The organism is Variovorax sp. SPNA7 (assembly GCF_033807855.1).
GTDB classification, from domain to species: domain Bacteria; phylum Pseudomonadota; class Gammaproteobacteria; order Burkholderiales; family Burkholderiaceae_C; genus Variovorax; species Variovorax beijingensis.
In genome coordinates, this window is the sequence record NZ_CP138513.1 from 1,999,574 (window position 1) to 2,015,485 (window position 15,912).

The 15,912-nt window shown below is 65.2% G+C and carries 14 protein-coding genes; 10 read left to right on the forward strand and 4 right to left on the reverse strand.

Annotated elements, in window-relative coordinates; genetic code table 11:
* Positions 1-7: 7 nt before the first annotated feature.
* From RZE77_RS09310 to RZE77_RS09325, 4 genes are all read left to right on the forward strand, one after another.
* Entirely contained in the window at positions 8-1,627 is a 1,620-nt protein-coding gene (locus RZE77_RS09310) for an FAD-dependent monooxygenase (RefSeq protein WP_319441581.1), read from the forward strand.
* A complete protein-coding gene (locus RZE77_RS09315; RefSeq protein ID WP_319441582.1) occupies positions 1,624-2,043 on the forward strand; it encodes a VOC family protein in 420 nt (139 codons plus the stop codon). The genes RZE77_RS09310 and RZE77_RS09315 overlap by 4 nt, the downstream gene beginning before the upstream one ends.
* Positions 2,040-3,065 carry an alpha/beta fold hydrolase gene (locus RZE77_RS09320; RefSeq protein ID WP_319441583.1) on the forward strand — a complete coding sequence of 342 codons (1,026 nt, stop codon included), beginning with the start codon at positions 2,040-2,042 and terminating at the stop codon, positions 3,063-3,065. Before RZE77_RS09315 ends, RZE77_RS09320 begins: the two co-directional genes overlap by 4 nt.
* Positions 3,066-3,159: 94 nt before the next feature.
* Positions 3,160-4,809, forward strand: a complete 1,650-nt coding sequence (locus RZE77_RS09325; protein WP_319441584.1) for a 3-(methylthio)propionyl-CoA ligase — start codon at positions 3,160-3,162, stop codon at positions 4,807-4,809.
* A gap of 84 nt (positions 4,810-4,893) precedes the next feature.
* Here RZE77_RS09325 and RZE77_RS09330 read toward each other — a convergent pair whose 3' ends face one another.
* Entirely contained in the window at positions 4,894-5,940 is a 1,047-nt protein-coding gene (locus tag RZE77_RS09330) for a LysR family transcriptional regulator (RefSeq protein WP_319441585.1), read from the reverse strand.
* Here RZE77_RS09330 and RZE77_RS09335 point away from each other — a divergent pair.
* Both RZE77_RS09335 and RZE77_RS09340 read left to right on the forward strand, forming a co-directional pair.
* Positions 5,933-7,111 carry a M20 aminoacylase family protein gene (locus RZE77_RS09335; protein WP_319441586.1) on the forward strand — a complete coding sequence of 393 codons (1,179 nt, stop codon included), beginning with the start codon at positions 5,933-5,935 and terminating at the stop codon, positions 7,109-7,111. The genes RZE77_RS09330 and RZE77_RS09335 overlap by 8 nt on opposite strands.
* 49 nt (positions 7,112-7,160) lie before the next feature.
* Positions 7,161-8,141, forward strand: coding sequence for a tripartite tricarboxylate transporter substrate binding protein (locus RZE77_RS09340; protein ID WP_319441587.1), 981 nt, complete (start codon positions 7,161-7,163; stop codon positions 8,139-8,141).
* A gap of 644 nt (positions 8,142-8,785) precedes the next feature.
* On the opposite strand, the gene RZE77_RS09345 is transcribed toward RZE77_RS09340, so the two are convergent.
* Both RZE77_RS09345 and RZE77_RS09350 read right to left on the reverse strand, forming a co-directional pair.
* Complete coding sequence (locus RZE77_RS09345) at positions 8,786-9,952, reverse strand: TauD/TfdA family dioxygenase (protein WP_319441588.1); 1,167 nt, start codon at positions 9,950-9,952, stop codon at positions 8,786-8,788.
* Positions 9,953-10,010: 58 nt separating this feature from the next.
* On the reverse strand, positions 10,011-10,970 hold the full coding sequence (locus RZE77_RS09350; RefSeq protein WP_319441589.1) for a Bug family tripartite tricarboxylate transporter substrate binding protein: 960 nt from the start codon (positions 10,968-10,970) through the stop codon (positions 10,011-10,013).
* 124 nt (positions 10,971-11,094) lie between these two features.
* On the opposite strand from RZE77_RS09350, the gene RZE77_RS09355 reads away from it, so the two are divergent.
* The gene (locus RZE77_RS09355) at positions 11,095-11,874 is read left to right on the forward strand and encodes a GntR family transcriptional regulator (protein WP_319441590.1); all 780 of its coding nucleotides are present in this window, start codon (positions 11,095-11,097) and stop codon (positions 11,872-11,874) included.
* Between the two features lie 151 nt (positions 11,875-12,025).
* On the opposite strand, the gene RZE77_RS09360 is transcribed toward RZE77_RS09355, so the two are convergent.
* Entirely contained in the window at positions 12,026-12,826 is an 801-nt protein-coding gene (locus RZE77_RS09360; RefSeq protein ID WP_319441591.1) for a GntR family transcriptional regulator, read from the reverse strand.
* Positions 12,827-12,965: 139 nt separating this feature from the next.
* Here RZE77_RS09360 and RZE77_RS09365 point away from each other — a divergent pair, with 139 nt between their 5' ends.
* The 3 genes from RZE77_RS09365 to leuD are packed head-to-tail and all read left to right on the forward strand — an operon-like array spanning position 12,966 to position 15,901.
* Entirely contained in the window at positions 12,966-13,862 is an 897-nt protein-coding gene (locus tag RZE77_RS09365; RefSeq protein ID WP_319441592.1) for an isocitrate lyase/PEP mutase family protein, read from the forward strand.
* A complete protein-coding gene (locus RZE77_RS09370) occupies positions 13,859-15,265 on the forward strand; it encodes a 3-isopropylmalate dehydratase large subunit (protein WP_319441593.1) in 1,407 nt (468 codons plus the stop codon). Before RZE77_RS09365 ends, RZE77_RS09370 begins: the two co-directional genes overlap by 4 nt.
* Before the next feature lie 12 nt (positions 15,266-15,277).
* Positions 15,278-15,901 (forward strand): 3-isopropylmalate dehydratase small subunit, encoded by a 624-nt coding sequence (gene leuD, locus RZE77_RS09375; protein WP_319441594.1) that lies wholly within the window; start codon positions 15,278-15,280, stop codon positions 15,899-15,901.
* The last annotated feature ends 11 nt before the right edge of the window (positions 15,902-15,912 follow it).

The window sequence follows — 15,912 nt, forward strand, 5'->3', positions numbered from 1 at the left end:
TTTTTCAATGATTGACGTGCCAGTTCTTATCGTCGGTGGCGGGCCTGTTGGCCTCACCGCTTCCATCTATCTGTCGCTCTTTGGCATCGAATCGCTGCTGGTCGAGCGCCATCCGGGGACTGCGATCCTGCCGAAGGCGCGGGCGCTCAACGCGCGCACGATGGAGATGTATCGCCAGATCGACATGGAGGATCAGATTCGCGCCGTGGCGATGCCCGAGCGATTCACCGGCTCCATCCTCTGGTCCGAGAGCTTGGCCGGCCGCGAGATCAAGCGCCTCCAGCCGGGACGGGGGTCAACCTCCAACCTGGCCTTTTCCATCGCCGGCAATTGCGGATGCTCTCAAGACATTCTGGAGCCGGTGTTGCGGCACCGCGCCGAAGCTGCCGGGTCGGGGCGGTTGCGTTTCAACACGGAGATGAGCGAACTCGAATGCACCACCGATGGCGTGCGCGCCATCCTCCAGAGCGCCGATGGAAGCAGAGAAAAGGTCCGGGCACGCTACCTCATCGCCGCCGATGGATCGCAGAGCAGGATCCGCAACCAACTGGGCATTTCGCGGTCCGGTGAAGTCGACGTCTACGACAGCGTCAACATCCATTTCAAGTGCGACCTCTCGCGTTGGGTATCGGAACGGCCGTCGGCGCTTTATTTGATCGAACAACCCGAACTGCGCGGCACCTTCCTGACGATCAACGGCACCGACCGCTGGGGCTTCCTCGTGACATCGCTATCGCTCTATGGCTTCACGCCCGAGCAGTTCACGCCCGCGTTCTGCGCAGAGATCATCCGGCGCGCGGTCGGCGTCGATGACCTCGACATCGAACTGCTGGGTGTCAGCGCGTGGCGAGCGTCGGCGCTGGTCGCGCAACGCTATCGTTCCGGTCCGGTCTTTCTCGCAGGCGATGCCGCCCACGAAATGCCGCCGACCGGGGGCTTCGGCCTGAACACCGGTGTGCAGGACGCACAGAACCTCGCCTGGAAACTGGCTGCCGTGCTGCACGGAGAGGCCGGCGACGCGCTGCTCGATACTTACGATTTGGAACGCCGGCCTGTCGGGGAAGCCGTTACCCATTCCAGCCTGCTGAATGCACTGTCGATGGGACGCACCGCCCGGCAGACCGAGGCCGTGTTGCCGCGCAAGGAGTTTCTCAACGAGATCGGACTGGTGTTCGGCGCGCGCTATGAATCGGCGGCGGTCGTGCCCGACGGACAGCCCGCGCAGAGCGAAGACCAGGTGCAGCAGTACGTTCCGAGTGCTACGCCAGGTTGCCGCGCCCCACACGTACGCTTGAGGAGGGCGGGGCAGGAGATCTCGACGACCGATCTGTTTGGCCGCGACTTCGTATTGCTGACCGCGCCCGGCGGTTCGGTCTGGCGCGACGCCGCGGCTCGACTGCAAGGGCGGCACGTCGTCAGCACGATCGTCGGGGACGATCTGCAGACAGAGGACGTCAATTGGCTCGACGTCTATGGGATCGATGAACACGGCGCCGTGCTTGTCAGACCTGACGGGCATGTGGCCTGGCGGTCACGCTCCGCCGCAGGAGATGCGCCGTGGGTACTTCAGGCTGCGATGAACGCCATCCTGTGCCGGGATCCAATGGCCGAACGGAGAGCGGCATGAGCGTCGAGGTCTCCGCGATCCATCATTTCACCATCGGTTGTGCGCCCGAGGACCTGCCAGTGCTGCGCGACTTCTATGCGGGCACGCTGGGCCTGCGCGAAGGCTATCGACCCGCGCTTCGGCATCCGGGGTATTGGCTCTATGCAGGCGAGCATGCCATCATTCATTTGAACGCACTGCATCAGGCGTCGCCGTCGGCGAGCCATGGCCCCGGTCCGCTGGATCACGTGGCCTTGAAGGCGCATGGTCTGGATGCGACGCGGGAGGCGCTGCGTGCCGCGAATGTGCAGTTCAGCGAAACCCCGTTGAAGGGCACATCGTTGCACCAGGTATTCCTGAACGATCCCCTCGGCCTCAAGGTCGAGCTGAACTTCGATCTTGAGGTCGAGGGGCACGTCGTCCCGCGCGCCACATGAACGAGGCATCTGGTTCGCAGGATTGGTACACCCCTGTCACGCGGGAATTCGTGGCGCGTGAGTTCCGATTTCACGGCGGCGAGGTCATGCCGGCGCTCGCGCTGAGCTATACCGTGCTGGGGAATCCTCAGGGCGAGCCGGTCCTCGTCCTTCATGGAACCGGGGGTACGGGACGCGGGCTTCTGTCGCCGGAGTTCGGCAACCAGCTGTTCCGTGCCGGCCAGCCGCTGGATGCGGCGCGGCATTTCATCGTGCTGCCCGATGCAATCGGGCATGGCGGTAGCGCGAAACCGTCCGATGGCCTGCGCGCGAGCTTCCCACGCTACAACTATGAAGACATGGTCGATGCGCAGTACCGCGTGGTCACCGAGGCATTGGGCCTGCGCCACCTGCGCTTGGTTCTTGGCGTGTCCATGGGAGGCATGCACACATGGCTTTGGGGCATTCGGCACCCACGCTTCATGGACGCGTTGGTGCCGATGTCGTCGCTACCGGCCTCCATGTCGGGGCGAAACTGGCTGATGCGTCGGCTGCTTGTTGATGCGATCCGCAACGACCCTCAGTGGGCTGGAGGCAATTACGTCGAACAACCCCCTGGCGTAAGGGCCGCGTGGGAGTTCTTCAGTATTGCCACCAACGGAGGCTCGCTTGCCTTGCAGAAGGTCGCCGGCACTCGGGCGATGGCAGACGACTGGCTGGAGGCTCGGCGGGCATTGCCGTTCAGCAGCGATGCCAACGATTTGCTCTACCAATGGGAGGCTTCGCGCGACTACGACCCGTCAGCCGGACTCGAGCGAATCCGAGCACATTTGCTCGCCGTCAACTCGGCCGACGATGAACGAAATCCACCCGAGACCGGCATCGCTGAACGTGGAATCGCCCAGCTTGCGAATGGCCGGCTCCTGCTGATCCCCGCGAGCGAACAGACCAGAGGACACGGCACTGTAGGACTGGCCACACTGTGGGCGGGTGCACTGAACTCGTTTCTGCGCTCAGTCCCTCACAACGCGAACACGTGGTGATCTCCGGAATCGCACGCCGTGACGCTGCCTGGACGAAATGGTCAGACGGTGGTCCACAGCGCTGCGCCGAGTTCTTCCAATTGAGGACATATTCATGCTGGGTTTGATGCAAGACCAACCGCTCTTGATCTCGTCGCTGATCGAGTTTGCCGAGCGCCACAACGGCGACGGCGAGATCGTCTCGCGCCGGGTCGAGGGCGACATCCACCGCACGACGTGGGGCGGTATCGCATCTCGCGCCCGGCAGGTGGCCAATGCGCTGGACGGCGAGCAGCTGCTGTTCAGCGACCGCATCGCCACGCTGGCGTGGAACGGCTATAGGCACCTGGAGCTGTACTACGGCGTGAGCGGCAGCGGCCGCGTGCTGCACACCATCAACCCACGCCTGCACCCTGACCAGATCGCCTGGATCGCCAACCATGCCGAAGACCAGATTCTGTGCTTCGACCTGAACTTCCTGCCGCTGGTGCAGGCGGTGCATGCCAAGTGCCCCACGGTCCGCAAATGGATTGCCCTGTGCGATGCCGGCAAGCTGCCGGCGGACAGCGGCGTGCCCAACCTCGTGAGCTACGAAAGCTGGATCGGCGGGCAGTCCACCGCGTACGACTGGCCCACCTTCGACGAGAACTCGGCCTCGAGCATGTGCTACACGAGCGGCACCACGGGCAACCCCAAGGCCGCGCTCTACAGCCACCGCTCGACCATGCTGCATGCCTACGCCGCGGCGCTGCCCGACGTCATGCGGCTGTCGGCGCGCGACTCCGTGCTGCCGGTGGTGCCGATGTTCCACGTCAACGCCTGGGGCATTCCGTACTCGGCCGCGCTGGTGGGCTGCAAGCTCGTGTTTCCCGGCCCGGCGCTCGACGGCAAGTCGGTGTACGAGCTGATCGAATCCGAGGGCGTGACCTTCGCGGCCGGCGTGCCCACCGTGTGGCAGATGATGCTCGGCCACATGCAGGCCAACGGCCTGAAGTTCAGCAAGCTCAACCGCACCGTCATTGGCGGTTCGGCCTGCCCGCCGGCCATGATCACGGCGTTCCAGGAGAACTACAACGTCGAGGTGCTGCATGCCTGGGGCATGACCGAGATGAGCCCGCTCGGCACGCTGTGCACGCTCAAGAACAAGCACCTGTCGCTGCCGCCCGATGCGCAACTGCAGATCCGCATGAAGCAGGGCCGCGCCATCTTCGGCGTCGACATGAAGATCGTCGACGGCGAGGGCAAGGAGCTGCCCTGGGACGGCAAGGCCTACGGCGACCTGTTGGTCAAGGGCCCGTGGATCGTGAAGGAATACTTCAAGGGCGAGGGCGGCGATCCGCTCATCCGCGACGAGCAGGGCCGCGGCTGGTTTCCCACCGGCGACGTCGCCACCATCGACGCCGAGGGCTACCTGCAGATCACCGACCGCAGCAAGGACGTGATCAAGTCCGGCGGCGAGTGGATCAGCTCGATCGAGATCGAGAACATCGCCGTCGCGCACCCGGCCGTCGCCATGGCCGCCTGCATCGGCGTGTACCACCCCAAGTGGGACGAGCGTCCGATCATCGCGGTGGTGAAGAAGCCCAACGCCGAGGTCGCGCGCGAGGAGCTGCTGAAGTTCTACGAGGGCAAGACGGCCAAGTGGCAGATTCCCGACGACGTGGTGTTCGTCGAGGCGATTCCGATCGGCGCCACCGGCAAGATCCTCAAGACCAAGCTTCGCGAACTGCTCAAGGACTACAAGCTGCCCGAGGATCGGGCATGAGCTACACCGCCCGCATCAAGGACATGCTGTCCGCTGAATCGATGGATACGCAGCGGACGAAGTCATGCTCGAATTCTTGAGGGCTCAGGACCCGGTGAACAGCCCCAGTTGACGAATGGACGCGATGAGTTGCTGCGCAGCGAATGACAGGGGGCGCCCTCGTCGCACGATCAACCGCGCCTCGGCTTGCGCCATGACCTTGTTGCGCATCGGCAGCGCTACCAGCGTGCCGGCCTCGGTTTCGGCGCTGACGGCCGAGGTCGAGAGGAATGTGATGCCGGCGCGCGCTTGAACATAGTGCTTCAGCACGGCAATCGAATTGCTGGTGAACGATGGATTGACCGTGATGTTCTCGGCAAAGGCCGCGAGCTGCACCAGCTGCCGCAACCCGAAACCCTGCGACATCAGGCCGTGCGGATGCGCTGTGGCCTCCGCCAGCGACGGGCGCGTGCGCGACTGCGCCAGCAGCGGATGCCCCGGCCAGACGATGGCGCACAGCGGCTGCTTGCGAGACGCCATCACCTGCGTGTGCTCTTCCGGCGGCGGACTCAGGGCCAGGCCGATGTGCGCCCGGTCCTGCACGACGAGCCGCACCGCATCGGCCGCGTTGGCCAGGTCGAGCGAGATCCTCACACCGGGATGGCGGGCGCAGAAGTCTTCCAGCACGGGCGCGAGCAGGTGGGCGATGAACCCCTCGCCGGCGACCAGCCGGACTTCGCCGCGCTGCAGACCGTTGAGTTCGTCGAGCTGGGCCAGCAGCGTTTCTTCGCAGGAGAAGCGCGCCTTGCAGTGTTCTACGACCACCAGGGCTGCATCGGTCGGCATGACGCCGCGGCCGCGTCGTTCGAGCAACTGCACCCCCAGGTCCGTTTCGAGCAACTGGATCTGACGGCTGAGCACCGAGGGCTCGACGTCCAGCTTCTGTGCCGCGGCGCGCAGCGAGCCCGCCGCCACCGCTTCGTAGAAATACCGCAATCGTCGATCGCTCAATCCCCGCGTTGCCAAAGCAAGCCCCTCATTCAGTGTTGACCAAAAAGCAACGCAATCCTGTCTTGGATGCCGTTGATCGTGAAGTATGCCGGACGCAAACTCCGCAAGCACCTTGAAACAACAGCACCACGACATGACCATTGGCAAACTTTTCGACTTCGAAGCCATGAGTTCTGAGCTGCGCACATTGCGTCAGCACATCCACCAACACCCTGAACTGGCCTACGAAGAGCATGCGACCGCGGCCTTGGTCGCCGAACGGCTGCGTTCGTGGGGCTACGAGGTCACCACCGGAGTCGGCACGACCGGCGTGGTCGGCACCCTGCGCGCCGGCAGCGGTCTTCGTTGCATCGGGCTTCGCGCGGACATGGACGCGCTGCCGATCCACGAAGAGACGGGCCTTGGCTATGCCAGCAGCGTGCCGGGAACGATGCACGCCTGCGGCCACGATGGCCACACGGCGATCCTGTTGGGCGCTGCGAAGTACCTGGCGACCACGCGGCAGTTTTCGGGCACGCTGAACCTGTACTTCCAACCTGCCGAGGAAAAGGGCCACGACAGCGGCGCCTCGCGCATGATCGCGGACGCGCTGTTCGAGCGCTTCCCCTGCGATGCGGTGTTCGGGCTGCACAACCACCCGGGGCAGCCTGCGGGAAAGTTTCTCTTTCGCAGCGGGCCGTTCATGGCGGCAAGCGACAAGGTCGTCATCACCATCCACGGCAAGGGCGGGCACGCAGCCCGGCCCCACTTGGCGATCGATCCGGCGGTCGTCGCGGCGAGCGTGGTCATGGCCCTGCAGACCATCGTCTCGCGCAACATCGATCCCGCGCAGGCAGCGGTCGTCACGGTGGGCGTGCTGCAAAGCGGCAGCGCCAACAATGTCATCGCAGGATCGGCCACGCTGGAGCTCAGTGCGCGCTCATTCAGCGACGCGGTGCAGCGGCAGCTGCGCGAACGCATTGCCGCCATTGCGCAAGGGCAAGCCGAAAGCTACGGCGCTACCGCGCAGGTGAGCTTTCTTCCGGGCTATCCGGTGCTCGTGAACACTCCTGTGGAGACCGAACTGGCGGTCAGCGTGGCCCGCGAGCTGTTCGGCGACGCACAGGTCGATGCCCATTTCGACCTCGTGACGGCCAGCGAAGATTTCGCCTACATGCTGCAGCAACGCCCCGGCTGCTTTCTTCGGCTGGGCAACGGAACCCTTCAGGAGGGCTTTCCGGTGCATCACCCGAAGTACGACTTCAATGATCGCAACCTGCCCGTGGGCGCGGCCTATTGGTCGCGCTTGGTCGAGCGCTACCTCGTCGATTGACCAGCCCCGCCGACTTGTTCTATTGATCTCACGTTCCAGGAAATTTCCGATGTTCCTTTCTTTTCCGACGATGACGCGTGCGATGCTGCCGATGCTGCTGGCCATGGCCGGCGCAGCGAGCCACGCACAGGACGCTTATCCCAGCAAACCCGTGCGCATCGTCGTCGGCTATGCGGCCGGCGGCTCCGCCGACGCGATCGCACGCCTGATCGGCAACGAACTCGCCAGCCGGCTTGGACAACCTTTCATCGTGGAAAACCGGCCCGGTGCCAGCGGCAACCTGGCAGGCACCAACGTCGTACGCTCGGCGCCTGACGGCTATTCGCTGTTCCTCGGCTCCAACGCGACCGCGATCAACATGACGCTGTACCGCAACGTTCCGTTCGACATGCAGAAGGACTTCGCTGCCGTGGGTCTGGTGACCAGCTTTCCGAACGTGCTGGCGGTGACCCCGGCGTTCCCCGCGCAGAACGTTGCCGAACTCGTTGCCTATGCCAAGACGCATCCAGACAAGATCAACTTCGCGTCCTCGGGCGCGGGCTCGTCCACCCACCTCTCGGGCGAGTTGTTCAGTCGCATGGCAGGTGTGCGGATGACCCACGTGCCCTACAGGGGCAGTGCGCCTGCGCTGACCGACCTCATGTCCGGCCAGGTGGATCTCATGTTCGACAATGCGCCCTCGGTGCTGCCGTTCATCCAGTCCGGCAAGCTGCGCGCGTTGGCGGTGACCAGTCAGGCCCGTGCGCCTCTTGCGTCAGGCTTGCCAACGGTGACGGAATCGGGCCTGCCGGGCTTCGTTGTGAAGTCCTGGTACGGCGTACTTGCGCCCAAGGGAACACCTGCGCCAGTGATTGTGAAACTGAATACCGCGATGAACGCAGCGCTGGCGAGCGAGGCAATGAAGAAAAAGCTCGCGGCGCTGGGCGCCAACCCCGAGCCATCGACGCCAGCGGCGTTCACTTCGTTTGTGTCTTCCGAGGTGACGCGCTGGGGCGACGTCGTGCGCCAGACTGGCGCTTCGGTCGACTGAACGCGCTCCAGTCGACGCAGTTCCCCAGGGCGCTCAGAAACCTGCTTGTATGCGGTTCCCCGTCCTGCCGCGGCTATGCCTTCGCTCATGGACCGACCAATGCGAATAGATCTGTGAAGGAGACCGCTTGACACGCTTTTCGTGGTCTCGGTAGCCACGGGGAAGGACGGGGTCGCAGAGTTCCCCAGCGAACGTGCGCGCGCCGAACACCTGCGGCGGCAGGATGACCGGTTCGACGACTTTTACTGCCTGGACGGGGGGCGAACTCAAGGACGGGTACATAGCGCGCCCGGCGTGAGCGTCGATCCGAAGGACTACCCCCGAATGACGATGCAACCGAATCACCTCCTTCATCGACTCACAAGGCTTCAGACGGCCAGGTCGTGGGGCTAGGCGGACGCAGATATCCATGGCCGGCAGATCGGCGCTTCTGTCGATCTCTGCGACTGCGGTGCCGAACTGCCGAACGGCACCGAGCCCTGAACGAGTGACTGAGCGACGTGATGATGCCGGACTTTCCGCCGCTGGGCATCGTTCTCGATTGAGTTTCCACGTTCGGGGCCCGGACTTGGAATGGGCAGTCCTTTCGCTGCCCAGATCCCTGGGACTTCTTTAAGGATCTAGCCGTTGGCTGGAATGTGCCACTACCTCAGTGATCTCGTTGATTCGGGTTGCTTCATGTTCATCGCCTGAGCTTGCCGTTTGTCGAAGCGCCGGCACGCCTCGTCGTAGTGGTGTCCCTTGGTGCCTCCACGGACGGCTCCGCCTTCGCGCGTTCCGTAGGCGTGTTCCCAGCCGGGAGGCAGCTCGCGGGAGTCGGGCGTCGCCAGCCACAGACGGTAGAGCGTACGCTTCCGGGACTCGTCTGCGTGATCCTCGAAACTGGTGCGGGAGTGCAGCACCGTCTGGTTGCTCAGCAGTTGCAAGTCGCCCGGCTCCAGGTGCATGCAGTACATCAGGTCGGGGCGACGCACCACGGTGTCAAGATACTCGACGGCCTCGCGCTGCAACGAGGTGATCGGCGGCACGCCTTCCGTCTTGAGCGCGTTCTCCAGGCGGTTTCGGTTCCAGGCGCAGAACAGGTGGCCGCCCTCTACACCCGCCAGCGGCGCGAGGAACCATGGCGGTTCGTCCTCCGTCTGCTCGCCGTTGCGACTGAACGGATAGGGCGTGTGCAGTGCCGCCGCGAGTTCCGGGCGCTCCTTGCGCACGACTTCGTAGGCCTTGATCGAACTCGTGCACATGCTCATGCCGCCCACGGGCGCCTGGTTGTAGCAGCTCAACAGGACGACGTCGGAACCGTCGACGTGGAAGTCGAGTTCCGAGTTCGTCGAATAGCCGCGCCCAGTGGGGCTGCGATACACGCCCCCGACATCCTTGACCACGTTGATGTAACGCGACTGCCGGTCCTGCGGTCTTGCAACCCCGAAGTACAGGCCTATGGCCCAGGTCATGAGCTCGAATTCTTCTGCCGAGACGCCCTCGCGCGGAAGATTCTTCACCAACGCCATGCCGCGGCCATCGCGAACCTCCCGGAAGGCATCAGCGAGCCGTGGCAGCGACAGCTTGAAGTCGAAGTTTTCTCGGTGGTAGTCGAGCAGGGACTTGCCTGCGACATAGGCGCGGCGTACACCGACGATCAGTTCGTTCGCCTCGGGCGCGCTGAGCCTGAAGATCCATCGGCTTTCGTTTTCGATGTCGGCGACGGTCCAGGCGCATGGCAGGCCCTCTGCGTGTTCGGGGAGATTGGTGCTGTCGGAAAGGGGTTCGGTGTGGCTTGTCACGATCGGAGAGTGAAGGACAATGGTCATGAGAATGGGCGGGATGGCGTTCGCGGGCGGGGGCACCGCATTGGAAGAGGAAGGGGCTTCATTGAGCCTGGATGCCCAGCTCCCGGGTCAGCTCCTCGTACTCCACGAGGTCGTGCTGAAACCGCTTAGTGAAGGCTTCTGGCGTTTCGCCGCCAGGCTCCGCACCAAGCGACTGGAGCTTGGCCTTGACCTCGGGCTTGGCCAGTACCTTCACCACGTCTGAATGGATGGCGGCGACGGTGGCGGGTGCCATGTGCCCGGGGCCGAACAGGCCGTACCAGCTCTTGGACTCCAGGTCGTTCACGCCCTGTTCGCCGAAGGTGGGCACGTTGGTCATCATTTCGCTTCGCTGCGGCGAAGCGATGCCCAGGATCTTGAGGCGTCCGTCCTGCATCATTGGCTGGGCGGAGGTGATGCTGGCGAAGCCCGTGTCCACCACGCTGCCGACGACGTCCGTCATCCACTGGCCGGCACCCTTGTACGGGACATGCACAAGCTTGATGCCGCTTGCCTTGGCCAAGCGCTCGCCGTAAAGGCGCGTGCTGGGTTCGGAACTGGCGAACGAATGTTTGCCTGGTTCGGCCTTCGCCAGCGCGACGAAGGACTTGATGTCGTTGGCCTTCAAGGTGGGCGAGCCGACCATGACCACGACGGGCCTTGCTACCGGCGTGATGGGCGTGAAGTCTGTTCTGGTGTCGTAGGGAAGCTTGGCAATGAGGTAAGGATTGATCGCGATCGAAGCCACCGACAGCAGCAACGTCTGGCCATCTGGCGCGGCCTTGGCGACCACGGCGGAGCCGATGACACCGCTGGCGCCGGTTCGGTTGTCGACCAGCACGGGCTGACCCCATAGTTCGCCGAGTTCCTTGCCGAAGAGCCTGCCCACCGCATCCGTGCCGCCGCCGGCGCTATAGGGAACGACGAGGGTGACGGGCTTGGTCGGATGGAAGGCCCCTGCTTGCGCGAGGGCGCTGGCTGCTGCGAAGGGAAGTACGCAGAGCGCTACCAGACGTTTCATGTTGTCTCCTGAAGTGTTGAGTGAATGTCGCATCTTGTTGGTATGTAGACATTACAACATGCCAACATGCCATGGCGCAAGCGGTTTGGTAGGCTCCAGACTTTCTTAGAGGGAACACGAATCCATGGCTTCGTCTCTGGCCAAGCAGGCCGGCACTTTGCTGCACAAGCAGCTTTTCGTCGTCCTCCAGCAGCAGATCCTGCGCGGGGTACTTGCCGAAGGGGATCGATTGCCGACGCAGGAGGAGCTGTGCGGGGCGTACGGCGTATCGCGCATCACGGTGCGCCGCGCGTTGGCGGACCTGCAGGCGGCGGGTCTCGTGCGCAACGAGCAGGGCGTCGGTTCCTTTGTGGCGCCCGTCTCGACGGTCAGGAAGCCCCCGCCCACGCTGGGGTTTGTCGACACCTTGCGGCAGGTTGTGGAAGAGACGAAGGTGCAGGTACTCGATCTCGCGATGGCGCGATGTCCGGCTCACATCGCCATGGCACTGCAGATCGAGGCGGATTCGCCAGCCGTGCATGTGATGCGGACACGCTCCCGCAAGAACGTGCCGCTCATGCTGCTGGAGGCTTGGCTGCCGCCCAGGTTCGAGTCCTTGGTGACGCGCGAAGCCCTGGCCCGGCGGCCTCTTTTCAACTTGGTTTCAAATGAAGAGAAGGACGTGGGTCGCGTGACCCAGGAGGTCAATGCGGAACTCGCGGACCCCTTCACGGCTTCGGTGCTGGGCATTGAGTTGAACTCGGCCGTCCTGCGCATCGAGAGGCTGGTTCACGACCTGCAGCAGCGGCCGATTCAGTTCCTCGCAATCAGGTCCACGCCGACCCGCAGCCGCCTCCTGATGGACATCGCGGGCAAGGACCTGCGCACGCTTGGCGCAGGTCGGTTAGTCCACGACAGGGTGTAGGCCTTACTGCGCGGGGCTAGCTTCGCTAAGACTTCCGGCTTGGAGGACGATCCGGGTCACCGCGGCGCGCTCGGAGAAATTGATGATCGGGCCCGCGACTTCTTCGAAGTAGCGGATCGAGGATGAGAACACCTGCTTCGGCTGACGGCGCTTACACGTCGTGGGTGATCTGCCCCGCACCCAGGGTGTTGAGGCTCTTGATGTCCACGTCCATCAGGATGCGGCTGCGCTCGGACGTGAAGTGAATTGTGATGTGCTGCACCGCCTGGCCATCGGTGTCGTAGAGCAGACGATACATGCGCAGCAGCGGCGAGCCGGCCGCCACCTGCAGCAGGTGGGCCATGCGCGGATCGCAAGGCTCGGCACTGATCTCCTGCACCACCCTCCCGAAGCGGATGCCTTCGCCCATCAACAGCTCGTACAGCCCCTGGCGACGCAGGCCGGCGCGGGTGATGCGCGCTCCGAGGCGCTCGGGCACCCAGGCGTCGGTCACCATCAGCGGCCGTCCGCCGGCCGAGCGCAGGCGCACGGCATGCACCGCGCGCTCGGTGGGCGACAGCGCCAGCTGCAGCGCCACCACGGGCGGGGCCGTGGCCACCTCCAGCTCGAGCACCGTGACCTGCGTGTTCTGCTGCTGCTTGCGCAGCGAATCGACGAAACCCAGGGTCGCGGCCGGGCGCTGCGGCGGCAGGTCCATGCGCACGAAGGTGCCGTGGCCGTGCCGTTTCTCCAGCAGGCCCTGCGCCTCCAGGTCGGCCACCGCGCGGCGCACGGTGATGCGCGATACGCGGAATAGCTCGCCCAGCCGCGTCTCGTTGGGAATGGGTGCGCCCGGCGCATAGAGCCCCCGCAGGATCTGGTCGCGCAGCACCACGAAGAGCTGGTGGTGCAAGGGCACGACGTCCTTGCGACTCAGGGATGGCTCGTTGGCGGCGGAGGCAGCGGCGGTCATGAAGAAGGAAGTGGGAGAGGGCGCCGAAGTCTACCGGCAGTAGACATCATCAAGCCATATCGTTATAGTTCTAAGACGTCATAAGTGAATGATGTATTCATTTTGCCGGTATCCGGCCTGCCGCTTCCCTGGAGTTCCCTTGACCGACCACCCACGCCTCAGCCCCCGCAAGCAGCTTCGTGCCCTGCTGGAACAACCCGGTCTCATCGCCGCGCCGGGCGGCTACGACGGCATCACCGCCCGCACCATCGAGCAGGCGGGCTTCGGCTGTGCCTACATGTCGGGCGCTGGCGTATCGGCCTCGCGCGGCTTTCCCGATTTCGGGTTGCTCACCCTCACCGAGATGGCCCAAGCCGCCGGCATCATGGCCGGCTCGGTGGGCATCCCGGTCATTGCCGATGCGGACACGGGCTACGGCAACGAGCTGAACGTGACGCGCACCATCCGCGAGTACGAGAAGGCGGGCGTCGCCGGCTGCCACATCGAGGACCAGGTCGCGCCCAAGCGCTGCGGCCACCTGGACGGCAAGGAACTGGTGTCGCGCGAAGAGTTCGTGGCCAAGATCCGCGCCGCCTTGGCCGCGCGGCGCGATTCGGACTTTCTCATCATCGCCCGTACCGACGCCCGCGCCGTAGTCGACCTGGACGAGGCCATCCTGCGTGCCAATGCGGCGCTGGCGGCCGGCGCGGACATGGCCTTCGTCGAGGCCGCCCAGAGCCTGGAAGAACTGGCCGAGATTCCCTGCCGCGTGAAGGGGCCGTGCCTGCTGAACATCGTGCGCGCCGGCAAAACGCCGGACATTCCGCTGGCCGATGCCGAGGCCATGGGCTACCGCTTGGCGATCCTGCCGAGCCTGCTCATCGGCGCCGTGATGGGCGCCTGCGACGAAACCTTGAGCGTGCTGGCGCAGACACGCCGTCCGCCGCCCAAGGGCAGCGCGATGCCCGTGGCCGAACGGTTCCGCCGCTTCGGCGCGGACGAGTGGAACGCGCTGCGCACGCGCTTCCGCGATCCCGAGACGGGCGCCTCGGCATGAAGAATCCCGTGCCGGCGCCGCGCACTCTGTTCGAGAAGGTATGGGACGCCCATGTGATTCAGCAGCTCGGCGACGGCTGGTGCCTGCTGCACATCGACCGGCAGCTGCTGCACGACATGTCCGGCTCGCGCAGCCTGGGCGAACTCGATGCGCGCAACCTGCCCACTCCCAATCCTGAACTGGCGTTCGCGACGCCCGACCACACCGTGTCCACCGCGGTAGGACGCGAGACCGTCGAGACGCCGCTTCGCAGCCGCCTCGCCGCGTCCAGCGCACGCCACGGCATCCGCTTCTTCGACCTCGGGCAGCCGGGGCAGGGCATCGTGCACGTGATGGGGCCAGAGTTGGGCGTCGTGCTGCCCGGCACCACGGTGATCTGCGGCGACAGCCACACCTGCACGAACGGCGCGCTCGGTGCCATAGCCTTTGGCGTGGGCTCATCCGAGCTGATGCACGCGCTGGCGACGCAGACGCTGATGCAGCGCAAGCTGCGCCTCATGCGTATCCGCTTCGACGGGGCGCTGCAGCCGCGCGTCTCGGCCAAGGACGTGATCCTGCACGCCATCGGCCGCCTGGGTGCTTCGGCAGGAACGGGCTATGCCGTGGAATACGCCGGCGAAGCCATTGAGGCGATGCCGGTGGAGGAGCGCATGACGCTGTGCAACCTTTCCATCGAGATGGGCGCCAAGGTCGGCATGGTCGCGCCCGACGACAAGGTCATCGACTACCTGCGCGGGCGCACCTTCGCCCCGAAGGGTCCGCGCTTCGAGGAGGCGGTGGCGAACTGGACAATGCTGTGCACCGACGCGAACGCCCGCTTCGACCGCGAGGAAGCCTTCGACGTCAGTGCCCTGGTGCCGCAGATCACCTGGGGCACGAGCCCCGAGCAGGTGGTGGGCATCGATGGACGGGTGCCCGGCGATGACGATGTACCGGATGCCGCCAGGCGCAATGCCTGGCGCGATGCCCGTGACTACATGGGCCTGGCACAAGGCATGCCGTTGACCGGCATGAAGGTCGACCGCGTGTTCATCGGCTCGTGCACCAACTCGCGCCTGTCGGACTTGCGCGCCGCCGCGGCGCTGCTGCGTCCCGGCCGCCGCGTGGCGCCCCACGTCCGGGCCTGGGTCGTGCCCGGCTCCGAGGACGTGCGCCGGGCCGCGGAAAGCGAAGGGCTCCACGAGGTCTTCCGCGAGGCCGGATTCGACTGGCGCCTGCCGGGCTGCAGCATGTGCGTGGCGGCAAACGGCGAGGTGGCCGCGCCGGGCGAGCGCGTCGTCTCCACCAGCAACCGCAACTTCGTCGGCCGTCAGGGACCCGGTGCCCGCACGCACCTGGCCAGCCCGGTCACCGCGGTGGCCAGCGCGCTGGCCGGCGAGATCGCGGACGCGCGTCTTCTTTGAATCGGGACAGCCATGGAAAGCTTCAAGCAACTGCGCGGCGCCGCGATTCCCCTGCTGCTGGACAACGTCGACACCGACATGATCATTCGCGTCGAGCGGCTGGCCGGCCTCGGCCGTGACGAGCTGGGGCCTTATGCGCTCGAAGCCATCCGGCTGCGGCCGGACGGCAGCGAGGATGCGGACTGCGTGCTCAACCAGCCGCGCTTCAAAGGCGCACCCATCCTGGTGGCCGGGCGCAACTTCGGCTGCGGGTCGTCGCGCGAGGGAGCTGTCTGGGCCTTGGCGAGCAACGGGGTCCGAAGCATCGTCGCCGAGAGCTTCGGCGACATCTTCTTCAACAACTGCCTGCAGAACGGCGTGCTGCCAGTGCGGCTGCCGCGTGACGAGGTCGAGCGGCTGGCCGCGCAGGCGGCCGACGGCAGTGCGGTCGTCGTCGACCTGCAGGCACAGCAGGTCATCTTTCCTGACCAGAGCGCGCATGCCTTCGAGATCGACGCCATGAAGCGCGCCGCTTTGCTCGAAGGCCTGGACGACGTGAGCCTGACGCTGCGCAGGCAGGCTGCCATCCAGGCATGGCAGGCGCAGGACCGCCTCGCGCGGCCCTGGGTCTGGGAGCCGGTGGCGCAGCACGCCTAGCCATTCGAGAT

Excerpts from the sequence above, each read along its gene's own strand:
- RZE77_RS09330 (WP_319441585.1), bottom strand. The coding sequence starts at position 5,940 with ATGGTCATGTCGTGGTGCTGTTGTTTCAAGGTGCTTGCGGAGTTTGCG.
- RZE77_RS09370 (WP_319441593.1), top strand. The coding sequence starts at position 13,859 with ATGAAGAATCCCGTGCCGGCGCCGCGCACTCTGTTCGAGAAGGTATGG.
- RZE77_RS09320 (WP_319441583.1), top strand. The coding sequence starts at position 2,040 with ATGAACGAGGCATCTGGTTCGCAGGATTGGTACACCCCTGTCACGCGG.
- RZE77_RS09345 (WP_319441588.1), bottom strand. The coding sequence starts at position 9,952 with ATGACCATTGTCCTTCACTCTCCGATCGTGACAAGCCACACCGAACCC.
- RZE77_RS09340 (WP_319441587.1), top strand. The coding sequence starts at position 7,161 with ATGTTCCTTTCTTTTCCGACGATGACGCGTGCGATGCTGCCGATGCTG.
- RZE77_RS09325 (WP_319441584.1), top strand. The coding sequence starts at position 3,160 with ATGCTGGGTTTGATGCAAGACCAACCGCTCTTGATCTCGTCGCTGATC.
- RZE77_RS09315 (WP_319441582.1), top strand. The coding sequence starts at position 1,624 with ATGAGCGTCGAGGTCTCCGCGATCCATCATTTCACCATCGGTTGTGCG.
- RZE77_RS09355 (WP_319441590.1), top strand. The coding sequence starts at position 11,095 with ATGGCTTCGTCTCTGGCCAAGCAGGCCGGCACTTTGCTGCACAAGCAG.
- RZE77_RS09360 (WP_319441591.1), bottom strand. The coding sequence starts at position 12,826 with ATGACCGCCGCTGCCTCCGCCGCCAACGAGCCATCCCTGAGTCGCAAG.
- RZE77_RS09310 (WP_319441581.1), top strand. The coding sequence starts at position 8 with ATGATTGACGTGCCAGTTCTTATCGTCGGTGGCGGGCCTGTTGGCCTC.
- RZE77_RS09350 (WP_319441589.1), bottom strand. The coding sequence starts at position 10,970 with ATGAAACGTCTGGTAGCGCTCTGCGTACTTCCCTTCGCAGCAGCCAGC.
- RZE77_RS09335 (WP_319441586.1), top strand. The coding sequence starts at position 5,933 with ATGACCATTGGCAAACTTTTCGACTTCGAAGCCATGAGTTCTGAGCTG.
- leuD (WP_319441594.1), top strand. The coding sequence starts at position 15,278 with ATGGAAAGCTTCAAGCAACTGCGCGGCGCCGCGATTCCCCTGCTGCTG.